Source organism: Chlamydia trachomatis A/HAR-13 (genome assembly GCF_000012125.1).
In the GTDB taxonomy this organism is placed as follows: Bacteria; Chlamydiota; Chlamydiia; order Chlamydiales; family Chlamydiaceae; genus Chlamydia; species Chlamydia trachomatis.
On record NC_007429.1, the window covers coordinates 1,026,626 to 1,044,459 of the forward strand.

Sequence of the window (17,834 nt, forward strand, 5' to 3'; positions counted from 1 at the left end):
ATTAAACGGACAAATAATTATATCTGAAAAATGGGATTTTCCAGTTAAAATTAATCAAAAACAAACGTTTTATAAAAATTTTTATTAATTTCAAAAAACAATATCCCTGCTGCTTATAAAAAGAGCAGATGAAAAATAGTAAGAAATAAGAGCGGCCATCTCTCGATGGCCTCTTATTTAAAAAGATTTTTAGATTAGAAAAGAGCTTTTGCTTCAGGCCAAAAAAGCTCTGGGAGATCCTGAACAGCCGCTTCGCAAGCCCGGACAAATGAGGCTAGGTTTTCATGGCGTTCTACAGAATCAACGGGGAGATCATTCAAAGCGTCTGTAAAGGGATCTCTCAAATACCAGTGTAAAAATTGACAGCACCAAGCGCCGCAGCTGGATCCGGAGCCTTTTTGGATTACCTCCTTTGCTGCAATCTTTACAGAGAATTTCTGGCTGTCACAGGCAGGATACACCTGGTCTAGTTGTTGAGCAAAGGATTGAAGATCTTTTTTCATATCTTCTGGAGACATCACATAGTTGTATAAACTATCAAAATAGACCAACCGACGAGCTTGAATATCGACAATAACAAGTAGCCAGTGACTCGCTCCTACAGATCCTTTTATAGCTAGCTGTTTCATAGTCTGCATGGTATCCGAGAGTGTTTTTGGAGTAGGGTGATACCACATAAACACAGGGAGGAGGGTTGTTCCTTGTAAATGGCGGCGGTAATTCTCTTCCGAACAGCAGATAGGCAGAGAGCCTTTGATAGGCTCCCCTCGTAAAACAGCTTTTTTGTCTTCTAAAATCGAGATGATTTTCTGTTTAAAGTTGAATATGGTAGCTGGGGGGAAGGTCTCCAGAGGAATGAGACCTTGGTAAAGGGTGTGGAAATAGCATAGACACTTGAAAATAATGTCAGAATCCCAAGCAGGAACCAACGCTTCGATGATCTGTCGTCGAGCCATATCTTCATACATCTCTACAAACACTTGCTCCGGAACAAAGGGAAGGAGGTCTTCTTGCGTTTTAACTGGTTTGGGAGCCTTGGGAGGAAGAGGAGGAGGTGTAGAGGGCTTTGGAGCAGAAGGAGTACTAGGAGGTGATATAGCAGGGGTTGGTGCGGGAGGCGTGCTAGGACGTGATATGACGGGAGGGGGGGGAGTACTAGGACGCGGTACGGCAAGAGGAGGAGACGGAAGAGGTTCTGGAATAGAGATGGTAGGGTGCTCCTTAGTAGAAGGGCGTGTTTGGCAGCACCAAGGGAAGGATTGTAGATCAGAAAAGGAGTAAAAGAGGAGAATCAATCCTAAAGTAACAACAACAAGAAGAACAGCTAAAGCTGTACGAGCTACTTTTTGTAAAAGTTGGTTTTGAGGTTCTTCAGAGATAAGAACTGGTTTCGACGAATCCTGAGGAGGAGCAGGTACCGTCTTTGAAATTGAGTTGGTGGGAGATAACATAGGGCTATTTGCTTAATTAACTTGTTAAAGAAAGCATATATTTTAGGAGATATACTCTTTTTTGCCTTGGGGAAATTAAGACTTCCCTCTAGCGAAATCCCATGAAATTATAGTTTGTTCTTTAAAATCTAAAATAGACGGGAAGAGGATAAAGGGGCCGGAGCCCCCTCTATTACTCTAGAATCGCAGAGCAATTTCCCCATTGAGATAATTACAGAAGGTTGAAGAGGAGTAGAATCCATGATACTGGAAATGGAGAGTTAACCAACTCAAAGGTTGTGTTTGCTGTGAGATTTTATAGGACATGGCATGACGCGATGAGGGGCTTCCACTACCAAACCAAATACCTTTACTGGCTAGGAGCTGGGTCGCGATCCCTAGTTCTTGTCTATACAGAACGGGTTGGTATGCCAATTCTACAGTCCAGGCTTGAGGTCTTTGGGTAGCATTCATAAAGCTACCTTTAACTCCAATAGGGACTAGGACATTGATCAAAGGAGTCTTTGTAGAAAAGCTTCGCGGATAGGCTCCCACCTCAGTAAAGTGAGACAGGCTAGAATAAATACCAAGAGCACCTAAAAAGGGAGCTGTCAGTATATGCGTTGATCCAAAGGGTTTCATAGGGAGATCAAAAAAAACAGCACCTCCCATCGTTTGACTACGGAACGTCCCTTGAGATGTTAGATTTTCTCCTTGGGTATAGAAATGGTGACAGTTATGATCTCCATAGCTGTAAAGACCAACTAATTTAGCCAGCAAGAAACCTTCTTGCAATGAGAAGAGCATTTCTCCTTGGCATGAGTAATTTTTAGAAGATACGTTGTTTTTCGCGTAACGCTCATTGAGTTTGGTGTAGGTCTGACTGAATTTCAATGAGAAGGTATGTGTTTGCCCTGCTATCATCCCCGCAGAGTATCCGGAAGAGCGCATATGGAATCCAGGATGATTTTCTCGAGGATCTTGGTAAACCATCATGCCTAGTCCTCCTCCTGTAATTCCCCAGAAAGGATGATCACTAGGTGTCAGCTCTGCACTATTTTTTAAGCTTTCTGTTGCAAGCAGCATATTCCCCCATAAGGTATTCGCTATGAGGGGACTTCTGTGTTTCGGGCTAGGAACATACCCAGCAGGAAGCCAAGTCAGTAATAAGGTTCTATGGAATCTATTGGTTTTTTGTGGATCTGTAATTGCTGAGGAGTTTGCTGGTTCTGGATCTTGAGTTTTTGCCCAGCCCCAAGTCCAAAGTCCTTGCCATCCATAGTGGGGGACATTGAGTCCAGAGAAATCCATACTTTCTGATTGTAGCTGGCTATCACTAGCTTCAGAAATAGCTAGTATAGGTTGTGATGACACAGCATGGGTCAGATCTGTGGATTCATAAGGAGAGTCTCCATAGTCATCAATGAGTGAGAGTTTTACATCTCTTAATGAAAAGCCAGCTGCAGTATCTGCTGAGTATGTTGTTGTCCTATTGCTAGTAGTTGCGGTAGGCTCTACCCACAATAAGGGAATCTCAGCACCACTTTTCAGAATAGAAGGAAGATTCAATCCTATATGCTTAAGTGTTACAGAGGCATTCGTAGAATTATTTTTATAGCAACTTAGAACAGCACCATTTCCAAGAGCAACGACTCCTTTCGTTTGTGTGAATCGATTCACTGCAAGCTGAGCATGATCTTCAATACATAGAAAACCATGATTAAGAGTCAGTGTTGCTGGTGTTTTTGTTTGTAAATTCCGTTGATGAAAATCCGCGGAATTAACAGTAGCTCCCGAGAACACTACAGATCCTGTTTGATCAGCTTCCTTATTGAAGAATACAGAGACTCCTGCGTTCACTTCAATAGGATCGTAGAAAATTAGATTTTGGCCCTTCCCAGCTCCTAATATAATTTCGCCAGAGGAGCTAGTCACTGTTATTGCATTTCTCCTAGGAGGATTAGTACTGATTCCATTATTAGAAGTAACATTGGTCACAATATTTTCATTAAAAATAATAGCATGGCGGTCGGCAGAAATTTTGGAGTTGCTGGTTCCGTCTATATAGATAGCGCCCCCCTTATTATTGGCGATATTGTTTATAAAGTAGGTAGGGCCATTATCCACTAGGGTAACTACAGGAGCGTAAATAGCTCCGCCACAATTTTTTGTGATATTGTCACTAAAAAAGATCCTACCACGATTGCCTGTAACATCTAGGCGAGTAGTTACTTTAATTGCTCCTCCATCAGAAGCTTCTGAAGAAGCTGTTTCTACATTTTTAAAGCAGCGATTGTTATAGAAAACGATGTTACCACGATTTCCTGTTAGAGAACAGATAGGGGAGAAGATCGCTCCTCCTGCACAACAGGCGTTATTGATGAAGAAGAGATCGCAGTTATTACTCTCAAAAGAATTGCTCGTTCCAGCATAGATAGCGCCACCTTTTCCTCCTGTATTAGTTTGAATACAGATGTTGTCCATAAAGAGAAAACAAGACTGATTCTCGCTCACAACAAAGGTATTAGCGGTACTAATGGCTCCTCCTTGGACATAAGAAAAGTTCTTCATAAATCCGACCACATCATGATTATGATTTATGTAAAGATTTTGAGCATGAATGGCTCCGCCTTCTCTTATTTTATTAGCAGCTGCATAAGGATTACTCCATATAAATGGTCTGCAACAAGTATTATTTTCAAAGATTACAGGACCTATTGTATCACGAATCTCCACGGTAGGAGAATTGGGACTCGCATAACCAATCGCACCACCACTTTCAGGGGTGAGATTTTTTGCAAAATAAATACCTTCTTTTTGTGTATCAAAAAAGCTTAGGTAATCTGTTATTGTGACAGCAGCTCCTTCATTGGGAGTTTTTTGTAGAATAGCCAGTATGTAGCGTAGGTTATTGAGATAGCAGTTAGTGAGATTGTGAGTGTCTCCTGTCAAACTAATTTTATTTGATAGCGACTCTTTCGTAGGATCTGGAACTGAGTTGGGCGTAAGAAAGATTCTAGAAGGAACCTCTCTAGCTAGTCCTGATAGGGAGTTTCCGATAAGGAAAAAGAAAAACGCTTTTTTCATAATTAAAAGACCAGAGCTCCTCCTGCATTGATGTAGTGTGAGACAGTGGAAGTAGCCACTTCTGCTTGATAGTTAGCAAATAGTTTCAGATGAGAAAATTTGAGGGAGTGAGAACCTCTCCCATAAAAGGAATGTTTAGCTAATGGGGTATTTGTGGTGACCCAAGAACCGTTATTTTGGATTAATAGTGTGTTGAGTAGAGGACGTTTCCAGTAGAGGGTGGGTTGGTAAGCTAGTTCCATTTCCCAAGAGAGTGTTGGCCATGTATCAGAAGAATAAGTTCCTTTAATTCCTATTGGAGAGACAACGGCAGTATGGGCTTGCTCTAATGTAAATAATCTAGCTAGATCACCGCTTTCTCGGATAGAAGCTGGTTCTGTTCGAGAGAATAAAGCCTGAGCAAATGGGGTGAGCATTATTGATCGTAAAGGCATACTATCGCGTAGTTCACAGCGAAGAGAAGCTCCTAAGGTTGTGGAGTGAAATTTCCCTTTAGAAGATTTTTTAGTTCCGTAGAAACTTCGCATTTTATGTGTTCCATAATTGCAAGCTGCCGCTCCGATAAGAGCGATGCGGTCAAACATAGGATGTTCGAAACATAAAGCAGAGAGATAGTAACGAGAAGAAATGCGGTTATTGGTTTCTTTTTCTTTCATCTTATCAGATGACTGGGAGAAGGAAAGAAGAAACTTATGACCATGAGCTCCTGATGCTTGAGAAGAGACGGTATACCCTTTCGATGCAGAAGAGTAGCCATGATAACTCAAACGTTTTTGTTGTTTTGTAAATAATGTTGTTGCAGCTCCTTGCAAAGCAAACCAGGAGTTATCTGGGAGTAATGAGCGTAAGCTCATGGTCATATTTCTTCCTGAATGTACTAAGCTATTGGCTATCAGATCTCCTCTACGAATAGGATCTACTATGTAGCCGACTGGTGCCCAGTTTACAACAAGGGTATGTTTGGTAATCGTAACTTCTCCTGAATTGGAAGCCGATCCAGAGCCTGATCCTGCGGAAGCTTTAATATTAGGGATACTAGCTGTAGTTGTGTTACTAGGAGTAAAAGTTTCACTAGTTTTTTTCTGCTCAGCGATGGAGGTAGCAGATGTCGGGTTAGAAGAATTATTACTGAGGGTTACTGTATAGGTTGTTGTTAACCAAGTAGGAGTCCATAGGCCTTGGTATCCGTAGTGTGGTGGAGAGAGTAGGGAAGTATTGAGAGAAGTTTGCCAATTGGAGCCTAATTGCCCATCATTGGTGGTTTCTATGGATAGAATTGGTTGTTCCGCTTTCCCTCGAGAGAGATCCATGCTGTCGTAGACAGATTCATAATTTTCGTCTACTAGAGCGAGGTCGCCATCGAAGAAAATCATTTGGGTAGATACGTCTTTCGTGCTTGGCGGAGGTTGATTGGCATTTGTATTTTGCGTCATATCTTGTGGATTAACACGAATGCACGGCGGGATATAGTTCTCTTTAAGAATAGCAGGTAAAATGACTCCAAGATTTGTGATAGTGAGTTTCCCGTTTTTCCCTACAGTGAGAGTTGCATCGCTTCCCAAAGCAAGAAGACTGGTGGATTCTTGGGTAAAAGGAATATTCCAGATTTCCAATTCAGCGCCGTCTTCTATAGCTAGAGTTCCGAATTTTAAAGTAGTTGGGGCTTCTTTAATGTAATTACGTTCTTTGCCCATCAGAGTTCGTACGTCGCTAGACATTTGATTGTAGGAGAACACAACAGCTCCAGAAAACTCTTTTTCTGGGTTAATGGTAATAGTATTTCTGCTATTAGGGGACGGTGGATTATTGTTACCATTTTCTTTAACACGTTCCCATTGGAACAGATCATAAAAATAGATGCGAGTGTCCTTTTTAGCGCCAAGAGATAGTGTATAAGGAGTGACTATGTTGTTATTAATGTGGAAAAGTTTTCGTACTCCCAGTAAGTTCGCATCAAATGTAAAGATGACATTATTATTAAAAATAATATCTCCCGTCCCTGTATGGATATAATTTGCAGTAGCGCTAGATTTCGATAAATTCAAGGCTGCTCCCCAGGCAGCAGAGTTATTTAGAAAATAGACGGGTCCGTTATCTCGGATGTCAATGTAACCACAGTCAATGGCTCCCCCGGCGTGTGTAGCAGTGTTGTTGTCGAAGTAGATAGAGCCTTTATTATTTCGTAAAGTAAATCCTTGTGTCGTTTGAATGGCTCCTCCGTCACTTTTAGGAGAAGATTGTCTCGATCCCAGGGAACTATTGTTTGAAAAGATGATTCTTTCTTTGTTATTGTCAATAACACATCGGGTAGCGCTAATAGCTCCACCTTTCCCGCCTTGGTTATAGTTAAAAACTATGGGACCAGAATTATTGCTGATTGAGCACAAGTCTCTTCTACTACAGATTGCTCCTCCTCGTGCCATATTTTCAGCTTGCGTGTCCGGTATATGATTAAGCGTGTGATTGTTTTCAAATAAAATTCCTTTAACGGTATCAGTTATTGATATTTGAGTGTCAGCAGAGATGGCTCCACCGCAGTCTCCAGACATATTGTTAATAAAGGTAAGAGTTCGATTCCCTGTCAAAGTGATAGTAGTTGCATAAAGCGCACCGCCCCTATTTTTTTCGTCGTGATCTCCTGTTCCAACATATTTAGCTCCTGCCGATGTGTTATTATAAAAAAGCACGTCTTGATTATTTAAGAATCGAATAGGTCCTCCGGAACGAATAGCTCCTCCTCCTTTATTATGTGTGCAGTAGTTGTTGTAGAAGAGTAGATTAGCATTATCAGAGGCCGTGAATGAGGTAGTAACCATATCAAAAGCCCCCCCAGCAGCAGAGGTAGTGTTAATAGAATTAGAGAAGATTTGGGTTTGCGTATTACCTGAAATGGTGCAGGCTCCTTCGCCCCATGAGGTTATATTTGACAAGGTGATATTTTGAGCAGTAATTAAAGAGAAGGGATCTAGGACGAACTCAATATCTCTATCCGAAAAAGTAAATCGACGGAACTGTAGTGTATCTGTTTCATTGGCTTGCGAGTTAGATATAGTTGAAAGATAAAAAAAACTGAGGCAAACAAAGGATAGAGAAGTTCTTTTAATCATTGCAGGTTAAAAGGGGGATGTTATTTTTAGCCTACAAATAGTGTAATTATTGGATTTTGTAAAGAGAGAAGGATCGAATGCGCCGAAGATAAGGACATTTATTGATGTTAAATCATTAATTTTTTATGAAGCAGAGTAATTAACTTTATCTTTCAGCTTTTGTGTGATGCAAACGTCTTTCCATAAGTTCTTTCTTTCAATGATTCTAGCTTATTCTTGCTGCTCTTTAAATGGGGGGGGGTATGCAGCAGAAATCATGGTTCCTCAAGGAATTTACGATGGGGAGACGTTAACTGTATCATTTCCCTATACTGTTATAGGAGATCCGAGTGGGACTACTGTTTTTTCTGCAGGAGAGTTAACGTTAAAAAATCTTGACAATTCTATTGCAGCTTTGCCTTTAAGTTGTTTTGGGAACTTATTAGGGAGTTTTACTGTTTTAGGGAGAGGACACTCGTTGACTTTCGAGAACATACGGACTTCTACAAATGGAGCTGCACTAAGTGACAGCGCTAATAGCGGGTTATTTACTATTGAGGGTTTTAAAGAATTATCTTTTTCCAATTGCAACTCATTACTTGCCGTACTGCCTGCTGCAACGACTAATAATGGTAGCCAGACTCCGACGACAACATCTACACCGTCTAATGGTACTATTTATTCTAAAACAGATCTTTTGTTACTCAATAATGAGAAGTTCTCATTCTATAGTAATTTAGTCTCTGGAGATGGGGGAGCTATAGATGCTAAGAGCTTAACGGTTCAAGGAATTAGCAAGCTTTGTGTCTTCCAAGAAAATACTGCTCAAGCTGATGGGGGAGCTTGTCAAGTAGTCACCAGTTTCTCTGCTATGGCTAACGAGGCTCCTATTGCCTTTGTAGCGAATGTTGCAGGAGTAAGAGGGGGAGGGATTGCTGCTGTTCAGGATGGGCAGCAGGGAGTGTCATCATCTACTTCAACAGAAGATCCAGTAGTAAGTTTTTCCAGAAATACTGCGGTAGAGTTTGATGGGAACGTAGCCCGAGTAGGAGGAGGGATTTACTCCTACGGGAACGTTGCTTTCCTGAATAATGGAAAAACCTTGTTTCTCAACAATGTTGCTTCTCCTGTTTACATTGCTGCTGAGCAACCAACAAATGGACAGGCTTCTAATACGAGTGATAATTACGGAGATGGAGGAGCTATCTTCTGTAAGAATGGTGCGCAAGCAGCAGGATCCAATAACTCTGGATCAGTTTCCTTTGATGGAGAGGGAGTAGTTTTCTTTAGTAGCAATGTAGCTGCTGGGAAAGGGGGAGCTATTTATGCCAAAAAGCTCTCGGTTGCTAACTGTGGCCCTGTACAATTCTTAGGGAATATCGCTAATGATGGTGGAGCGATTTATTTAGGAGAATCTGGAGAGCTCAGTTTATCTGCTGATTATGGAGATATGATTTTCGATGGGAATCTTAAAAGAACAGCCAAAGAGAATGCTGCCGATGTTAATGGCGTAACTGTGTCCTCACAAGCCATTTCGATGGGATCGGGAGGGAAAATAACGACATTAAGAGCTAAAGCAGGGCATCAGATTCTCTTTAATGATCCCATCGAGATGGCAAACGGAAATAACCAGCCAGCGCAGTCTTCCGAACCTCTAAAAATTAACGATGGTGAAGGATACACAGGGGATATTGTTTTTGCTAATGGAAACAGTACTTTGTACCAAAATGTTACGATAGAGCAAGGAAGGATTGTTCTTCGTGAAAAGGCAAAATTATCAGTGAATTCTCTAAGTCAGACAGGTGGGAGTCTGTATATGGAAGCTGGGAGTACATTGGATTTTGTAACTCCACAACCACCACAACAGCCTCCTGCCGCTAATCAGTTGATCACGCTTTCCAATCTGCATTTGTCTCTTTCTTCTTTGTTAGCAAACAATGCAGTTACGAATCCTCCTACCAATCCTCCAGCGCAAGATTCTCATCCTGCAGTCATTGGTAGCACAACTGCTGGTTCTGTTACAATTAGTGGGCCTATCTTTTTTGAGGATTTGGATGATACAGCTTATGATAGGTATGATTGGCTAGGTTCTAATCAAAAAATCGATGTCCTGAAATTACAGTTAGGGACTCAGCCCCCAGCTAATGCCCCATCAGATTTGACTCTAGGGAATGAGATGCCTAAGTATGGCTATCAAGGAAGCTGGAAGCTTGCGTGGGATCCTAATACAGCAAATAATGGTCCTTATACTCTGAAAGCTACATGGACTAAAACTGGGTATAATCCTGGGCCTGAGCGAGTAGCTTCTTTGGTTCCAAATAGTTTATGGGGATCCATTTTAGATATACGATCTGCGCATTCAGCAATTCAAGCAAGTGTGGATGGGCGCTCTTATTGTCGAGGATTATGGGTTTCTGGAGTTTCGAATTTCTTCTATCATGACCGCGATGCTTTAGGTCAGGGATATCGGTATATTAGTGGGGGTTATTCCTTAGGAGCAAACTCCTACTTTGGATCATCGATGTTTGGTCTAGCATTTACTGAAGTATTTGGTAGATCTAAAGATTATGTAGTGTGTCGTTCCAATCATCATGCTTGCATAGGATCCGTTTATCTATCTACCAAACAGGCTTTATGTGGATCTTATGTGTTTGGAGATGCGTTTATTCGTGCTAGCTACGGGTTTGGGAATCAGCATATGAAAACCTCATATACATTTGCAGAGGAGAGCGATGTTCGTTGGGATAATAACTGTCTGGTTGGAGAGATTGGAGTGGGATTACCGATTGTGATTACTCCATCTAAGCTCTATTTGAATGAGTTGCGTCCTTTCGTGCAAGCTGAGTTTTCTTATGCCGATCATGAATCTTTTACAGAGGAAGGCGATCAAGCTCGGGCATTTAGGAGTGGACATCTCATGAATCTATCAGTTCCTGTTGGAGTAAAATTTGATCGATGTTCTAGTACACACCCTAATAAATATAGCTTTATGGGGGCTTATATCTGTGATGCTTATCGCACCATCTCTGGGACTCAGACAACACTCCTATCCCATCAAGAGACATGGACAACAGATGCCTTTCATTTGGCAAGACATGGAGTCATAGTTAGAGGGTCTATGTATGCTTCTCTAACAAGCAATATAGAAGTATATGGCCATGGAAGATATGAGTATCGAGATACTTCTCGAGGTTATGGTTTGAGTGCAGGAAGTAAAGTCCGGTTCTAAAAATATTGGTTAGATAGTTAAGTGTTAGCGATGCCTTTTTCTTTGAGATCTACATCATTTTGTTTTTTAGCTTGTTTGTGTTCCTATTCGTATGGATTCGCGAGCTCTCCTCAAGTGTTAACACCTAATGTAACCACTCCTTTTAAGGGGGACGATGTTTACTTGAATGGAGACTGCGCTTTTGTCAATGTCTATGCAGGGGCAGAGAACGGCTCAATTATCTCAGCTAATGGCGACAATTTAACGATTACCGGACAAAACCATACATTATCATTTACACATTCTCAAGGGCCAGTTCTTCAAAATTATGCCTTCATTTCAGCAGGAGAGACACTTACTCTGAAAGATTTTTCGAGTTTGATGTTTTCGAAAAATGTTTCTTGCGGAGAAAAGGGAATGATCTCAGGGAAAACCGTGAGTATTTCCGGAGCAGGCGAAGTGATTTTCCGGGATAACTCTGTGGGGTATTCTCCTTTATCTACTGTGCCAACCTCATCATCAACTCCGCCTGCTCCAGATCCATCCCCTACCGCTTCAAGCTCTTCATCTCCCACAGTCAGTGATGCTCGCCAGGGATCTATTTTTTCTATAGAGACCAGTTTAGAGATCTCCGGTATTAAAAAAGAGGTCATGTTCGATAATAATGCCGGGAATTTTGGAACAGTTTTTCGAGGTAATAGTAATAATAATGCTGGTAGTGGGGGTAGCGGGTCTGCTACAACACCAAGTTTTACAGTTAAAAACTGTAAAGGGAAAGTTTCTTTCACAGATAACGTAGCCTCCTGTGGAGGCGGAGTAGTCTACAAAGGAACTGTGCTTTTCAAAGACAATGAAGGAGGCATATTCTTCCGAGGGAACACAGCATACGATGATTTAGGGATTCTTGCTGCTACTAGTCAGGATCAGAGTAATACGGAGACAGGAGGCGGTGGAGGAGCTATTTGCTCTCCAGAAGATACAGTAACATTTGAGGGGAACAAGGGTTCTATTGTTTTTGATTACAACTTTGCAAAAGGCAGAGGTGGAGGAATCTTAACGAAAAAATTCTCTCTTGTAGCAGATGATTCGGTTGTCTTTAGTAACAATACAGCAGAAAAAGGCGGTGGAGCTATTTATGCTCCTACTATCGATATAAGCACGAATGGAGGATCGATTCTGTTTGAAAGAAACCGAGCTGCAGAAGGAGGCGCCATCTGCGTGAGTGAAGCAAGCTCTGGTTCAACTGGGAATCTTACTTTAAGCGCTTCTGATGGGGATATTGTTTTTTCTGGGAATATGACGAGTGATCGTCCTGGAGAGCGCAGCGCAGCAAGAATCTTAAGTGATGGAACGACTGTTTCTTTAAATGCTTCCGGACTATCGAAGCTGATCTTTTATGATCCTGTAGTACAAAATAATTCAGCAGCGGGTGCATCGACACCATCACCATCTTCTTCTTCTATGCCTGGTGCTGTCACGATTAATCAGTCCGGTAATGGATCTGTGATTTTTACCGCCGAGTCATTGACTCCTTCAGAAAAACTTCAAGTTCTTAACTCTACTTCTAACTTCCCAGGAGCTCTGACTGTGTTAGGAGGGGAGTTGGTTGTGACGGAAGGAGCTACCTTAACTACTGGGACCATTACAGCTACCTCTGGACGAGTGACTTTAGGATCCGGAGCTTCGTTGTCTGCTGTTGCAGGTACTGCAAATAATTACACTTGCACGGTATCTAAGTTAGGGGTTGATTTAGAATCCTTTTTAACTCCTAACTATAAGACTGCCATACTGGGCGCTGATACAACTGTAACCGTTAATAATAATCCTACTTTAGACCTAGTGATGAAGAATGAGGCGGAGGTCTATGATAATCCGCTTTTTGTGGGATCGCTGACAATTCCTTTTGTTACCCTATCTTCTGTCAATAATACCAATAGTAATGGGGTTGTAAAAACAGCTGTCACTATTAATGATGCAGATGCTGCGCACTATGGCTATCAAGGTTCTTGGTCTGCAGATTGGACGAAACCTCCCTTAGCTCCTGATGCTAAGGGTATGGTGCCTCCTAATACAAGTAATACCTTATATCTGACATGGAGACCCGCTTCCAACTACGGGAAGTATCGATTAGATCCTCAGAGAAAGGGGGAATTGGTGCCCAACTCTCTTTGGGTAGCGGGATCTGCATTAAGAACCTTTACTAATGGTTTGAAAGAATATTATGTTTCTCGAGATGTAGGATTTGTAGCATCTTTGCATGCTCTTGGGGACTATATTCTAAATTATGTACAAGATGATCGGGATGGATTTCTAGCTAGATACGGAGGATTCCAGGCGACTGCTGCCTACCATTACGAAAATGGGTCCATCTTTGGAGTGGCTTTTGGACAACTATATGGTCAAACAAAAAGCCGAATGTATTACTCCAAGGATGCAGGGAACATGACGATGTTGTCCTGTTTCGGAAGAAGTTATGTAGATATTAAAGGAACAGAAACTGTTGTGTATTGGGAGACGGCTTATGGCTATTCTGTGCACAGAATGCATACGCAGTATTTTAATGACAAAACGCAGAAGTTCGATCATTCGAAATGTCATTGGCACAACAATAACTATTATGCGTTTGTAGGTGCCGAGCATAATTTCTTAGAGTACTGCATTCCTACTCGTCAGTTCGCTAGAGATTATGAGCTTACAGGGTTTATGCGTTTTGAAATGGCCGGAGGATGGTCCAGTTCTACACGAGAAACTGGCTCCCTAACTAGATATTTCGCTCGCGGGTCAGGGCATAATATGTCGCTTCCAATAGGAATTGTAGCTCATGCAGTTTCTCATGTGCGAAGATCTCCTCCTTCTAAACTGACACTAAATATGGGATATAGACCAGACATTTGGCGTGTCACTCCACATTGCAATATGGAAATTATTGCTAACGGAGTGAAGACACCTATACAAGGATCTCCGCTGGCACGGCATGCCTTCTTCTTAGAAGTGCATGATACTTTGTATATTCATCATTTTGGAAGAGCCTATATGAACTATTCGCTGGATGCTCGTCGTCGACAAACGGCACATTTTGTATCCATGGGCTTGAATAGAATCTTTTAATAAAGATTTTTCTTTTCAGAAGTGGGTTCTGATCCCAGGAATTCTTTGTGTCCTTCTCCTATTTGAGGTTGTTCATGCATTTCGATGATAGGAGAGGGCGGATGGTATAGAAAAAAGGGAAGGCTCTCTAGAATTTTAGAGAGCAGGATCTTTTGTTTGATTCAAACAAAAGGATGAGCTTTTTTTTCATAAAAAATTCTTTTACGCACTTCTAGTTTTGAACAGGTCTTTAGCAGAGTACATAAAGACAGAATTATGTTCTAGGTGAGCTCGTAAGAAGACGTATTGTAAGAACAGTTTCTATAATTGGGTGGTAATTTTTATTTTTAATAATAAAAAATACGCCCTAATTCAGCTAAAATAGCCTTGTTTTTATTAAACCCATTTTGTTTTTTAACGGAATCGAGGTGAATCATGGTTTGTCCTTTACGCAGTTGCTGTACTACTCATACCAGCATGGAGAGCGTGTCTTTGGAAGAGACCTCGCCTCTTTTAGAAGCGATATCACAGGTTGTGCAAACATGCTTAACCGTAGCCAAGCACACAGAGAACGCTAAGATTTATAATCGAAAACAAAGAAGATGTCATCAAACAGGATGCTGGCAACAATTAAAAAAATTACTGTGTTGCTGTTGTCCAAAAGAAAAGCCGGTATCAGGATCGATTACTGCGCTCTCGCTCTGGATGCAGTCGAATATTCCTACTTATGGTTTGTTAGTTGTAGGTTATGCGGTATATAGTTCAGGAGTACGTTGGGAAGCGATCTTGGAAGGAGAGACTTTATCTCCTGGAGATAGAGCGCAACTAGATGCCTCTTTAGAGAGTGCTCAAGTTAGGTTAGCTGGTTTGATGTTGGACTTTGGGACGGAGATTTTCCCGGCTCTGAAACACTTCTGTCGGAGAACTTAAATGTGATACGCGACGTGAGAAAAAAAATGAAAAGTCTTAGAGAGAGATCCCTAAGACTTTTCTCAAGCTCTAAAACGCAATGCTAGGCAAGGGAACTAGAACCTGTGAGTGGCCCCCAGATCCAGGGAGTAACTATGGCTTTGCCCGCGCAGTACGTAAGACACATTTAACAGCGTCTGAAGTCTATGCAGAGCTCTTTGATTCGTAAGCCTGAACATGTAGGCTCGCGAAGCCAAGTTCGCCATAGGAGCATCCCAGGAGACGGCATTTTTGAGTAACACTACAGGTCCCGATTCCACATCACGTTTTAGGTCTTGGATGTAGGCTCCTAGAAAGTAATAGTAGTTTCGTGTTTTTTGGGATTTTTTTTCAAATGTTATTCCTATAGGAAGTGAAATATTTCTGAAAGAGCTGGCAGAAAAGGACCGAATCTCTCCCGAACTCTCCTCAAAACCGTCCTGTGTTCCTGAAAATCCTTGCAGTTTAGAGAAAATAGAGAAGGAGCTGAACAGTCCGGAACCATTGGATACAATAGGAATCAATGCGCACACTTCTCCGGATACTGCAACGCTATGCCAGGATCCGAATCCTTCTTTAGAGAAGGAGCGATATTTTGTTTTTAGCTCATGGATACTTTCATTGTAGCATGCCTGTGCAGAGATTTTCATTAGAGAGGTAGCGAGTTGCGCTTGTACAGTAGCTATATAGGAGGTCGTTTCTGTAGACGTAATAAAGGAATCGGACGATTTCCCGAGTAATTGTCCTGCAGCCAAGCAGAAAGAATGGTCATCTAAACTGTGAGTACTGATACCGAATAGGTAGCCAAGGCTTCTATGATGCCAATTATCGATAGGTTTCCCAAAGCTGTCGTGAGCATAGAATAAATTAGAAACAGCAGATCCCCACGTTCCAAATAGATAGGCTCCTCCGTGCGCTGTTGTATTAATCATCGACTGCACAGCTTGCATATCGGAATAGGTGTTCCAAAGAGTGTTCGCAACGAGTGTAGATTGACGTTCTGGATGAGGCACATAGTTTTTAGGCGTCCAATTAGCAATCAGAGAATGCCCTTCATCAGAATCTTTCCAAGAAAAAGTCCAATCTCCTTGATATCCAAAGTGAGAAGAGAGGTTCCCATCAGGAAGATGTAAATGAGATTGCTCTTTAGAGAGAGTAAGGAGAGGAATATTGTTTTGCTCTTTACTGAGAAGCTCTACATTTTCATAAAAATTCTCATCTCCAGAATTAGAGAGGAAGATCTTTTGGATAGAAAGGTTAGGGGCGTGGATAGTTACGCTTTTTTCAGTATCTAAGGAATGAAGGGGAATACTTAGCGTAGCTAACTTCAAATCAGAGGAAGTTTTTAAAGAAGTTCCCGCTTCCATAATGAGGAGAGCTTGAGGATCCTGAGAGAGAGAAGGCGCGGAAAGGACAGCGCGATCTTTTAAAACTAAGCGTCCGGATTTCAGTTCGATAGGCTGCTGTAGTTGGGAAGTGAGGTTATCAGGAGTTTTTTCTTCTTCAGAAAGACGTTCGCTCGAGAAAATCACTGAACGGTTTGCACTTGTCTGAATAACTAAAGGAGATGCGGTGGCTGGGGTGGGAGAAGTCACGCTGGCTTGCAAAGAGGAGGGAAGAGGCGATTCTTTGCTGCTACTTTCTTGTACAATAGGATCAAAGAAAAGAATATCTCCGTTGCGAGCTTCTAAGGAAGAAAGAATCGCATCTTTCTCTAAGTAGATGGCGTTTCTTACTAGACCTTGGTCGGAGGTGCGTTGGGAGTTATTCTGGAACAGAACAGATCCTTCACCTGCAAGGATAGAGAGACTCCCTCCGGACTGGATGGCGATAGCTCCACCTATTTTAGCGCTGTTGTTAATGAAGGAAACAGGACCGTTATAACGCAATACCATGTGCTTGGCATAAATAGCCCCGCCTTTTTCTTTAGCAGAATTGCTTGCAAATAGCGTTTCTTGGTTACAAGCAAGAGAGAGAGAGTCTTTTTCTGAGGTGTTTAGATCGCTGATACAACAAATAGCGCCTCCATTCGTGGCGGAGTTTCCAGTGAAAAAGAGAGGGTTTACATTCCCTGAACAAATAAGATTACTACAGCAAATAGCGCCGCCATTTAAATCCGCACGATTACGGGCGAAAGAAATAGGCGACACATTTCTAGATAAAGAGAAGGTTTGAGCCTGAATGGCTCCGCCATTTCCTTTAGAAGAATTCTCTTCAAAAGCTGTGAAAAGATAGTTGTGCTGTAGAGAAAAGGCATCCGCAGAGATGGCTCCTCCAGAGCCTTCAGCATGATTTCGACAGAAACTCATGCTACCATTATTGCGCAAGGATAACTGACCATTCTTTTGATGAATAATAGAAGGAGAGCTTTCCTTGGAAGAGCAATCTGTGAAGGAAAGGAAGCGAAAATTTTGAATGGAAAGATCTCCTTTTTCTTTAAAAAGAGCCTCTTTGGGGTCCGTGATATGGAGTTTAGATACGAACCAACAGTAGGAATTTCCAAGTACATACAAAGGATCATCTTGTGATGCATGAGCACAAAGAGCAGGAAAGAGGCTCTCCATGGTACAGTCCTCAAAAAATGTACAGACGACATGATTAGGATTTTTAGTGAGGAGGGCGGTTTCACCTAAGGGATCCTGGCCAAAGAGGACCGCTGTGGATGACAAAATAGCAGCACATAGACAACAGAAGTTCATATGATCAGGTCGCATGGGATTCCCCCTAAGAGTCTAAAAGAAGAGGTTATGTCAAAAAAAAGTAATAATTTACAGACTTTTTCCTCAAGGGCTCTGTTTCATGTCTTTCAAGATGAAGAGTTAAGGAAGATTTTTGGATTGTGAAATTAGAAAAATCAGAATTATCAAATTAGATAGTTTTTAAAAAATTAAATAATCTTTTAAGAGATCTTATATTTATTATCGATTTTTTTAATTTTGATTTTTAAAATTAAAATAAGTTTTTATTTTAGTTTTGGGTTGGTTTGTT

The 17,834-nt window shown here is 41.6% G+C and carries 6 protein-coding genes and 1 pseudogene; 3 read left to right on the forward strand and 4 right to left on the reverse strand.

Features of this window, described 5'->3' with window-relative positions; genetic code table 11:
• Positions 1 to 194 precede the first annotated feature (194 nt).
• From CTA_RS04750 to CTA_RS04760, 3 genes are all read right to left on the reverse strand, one after another.
• A complete protein-coding gene (locus CTA_RS04750) occupies positions 195 to 1,451 on the reverse strand; it encodes a deubiquitinase (RefSeq protein ID WP_011324911.1) in 1,257 nt (418 codons plus the stop codon).
• 177 nt (positions 1,452 to 1,628) lie between these two features.
• Entirely contained in the window at positions 1,629 to 4,517 is a 2,889-nt protein-coding gene (locus CTA_RS04755; RefSeq protein ID WP_011324912.1) for a polymorphic outer membrane protein middle domain-containing protein, read from the reverse strand.
• A gap of 2 nt (positions 4,518 to 4,519) precedes the next feature.
• Entirely contained in the window at positions 4,520 to 7,624 is a 3,105-nt protein-coding gene (locus CTA_RS04760; protein ID WP_011324913.1) for a polymorphic outer membrane protein middle domain-containing protein, read from the reverse strand.
• A gap of 166 nt (positions 7,625 to 7,790) precedes the next feature.
• Here CTA_RS04760 and CTA_RS04765 point away from each other — a divergent pair, with 166 nt between their 5' ends.
• The 3 genes and pseudogenes from CTA_RS04765 to CTA_RS04775 all read left to right on the forward strand — a co-directional run.
• Entirely contained in the window at positions 7,791 to 10,832 is a 3,042-nt protein-coding gene (locus CTA_RS04765) for a polymorphic outer membrane protein middle domain-containing protein (RefSeq protein ID WP_011324914.1), read from the forward strand.
• Positions 10,833 to 10,862: 30 nt separating this feature from the next.
• Positions 10,863 to 13,919 (forward strand): polymorphic outer membrane protein middle domain-containing protein, encoded by a 3,057-nt coding sequence (locus tag CTA_RS04770; protein WP_011324915.1) that lies wholly within the window; start codon positions 10,863 to 10,865, stop codon positions 13,917 to 13,919.
• Between the two features lie 581 nt (positions 13,920 to 14,500).
• A pseudogene (locus CTA_RS04775) lies at positions 14,501 to 14,791 on the forward strand (hypothetical protein); the annotation flags it as partial.
• Between the two features lie 132 nt (positions 14,792 to 14,923).
• Here CTA_RS04775 and CTA_RS04780 read toward each other — a convergent pair.
• Entirely contained in the window at positions 14,924 to 17,560 is a 2,637-nt protein-coding gene (locus CTA_RS04780; protein ID WP_011324917.1) for a polymorphic outer membrane protein middle domain-containing protein, read from the reverse strand.
• Positions 17,561 to 17,834 lie beyond the last annotated feature (274 nt).

Excerpts from the sequence above, each read along its gene's own strand:
- CTA_RS04765 (WP_011324914.1), top strand. The coding sequence starts at position 7,791 with ATGCAAACGTCTTTCCATAAGTTCTTTCTTTCAATGATTCTAGCTTAT.
- CTA_RS04750 (WP_011324911.1), bottom strand. The coding sequence starts at position 1,451 with ATGTTATCTCCCACCAACTCAATTTCAAAGACGGTACCTGCTCCTCCT.
- CTA_RS04755 (WP_011324912.1), bottom strand. The coding sequence starts at position 4,517 with ATGAAAAAAGCGTTTTTCTTTTTCCTTATCGGAAACTCCCTATCAGGA.
- CTA_RS04760 (WP_011324913.1), bottom strand. The coding sequence starts at position 7,624 with ATGATTAAAAGAACTTCTCTATCCTTTGTTTGCCTCAGTTTTTTTTAT.
- CTA_RS04780 (WP_011324917.1), bottom strand. The coding sequence starts at position 17,560 with ATGCGACCTGATCATATGAACTTCTGTTGTCTATGTGCTGCTATTTTG.
- CTA_RS04770 (WP_011324915.1), top strand. The coding sequence starts at position 10,863 with ATGCCTTTTTCTTTGAGATCTACATCATTTTGTTTTTTAGCTTGTTTG.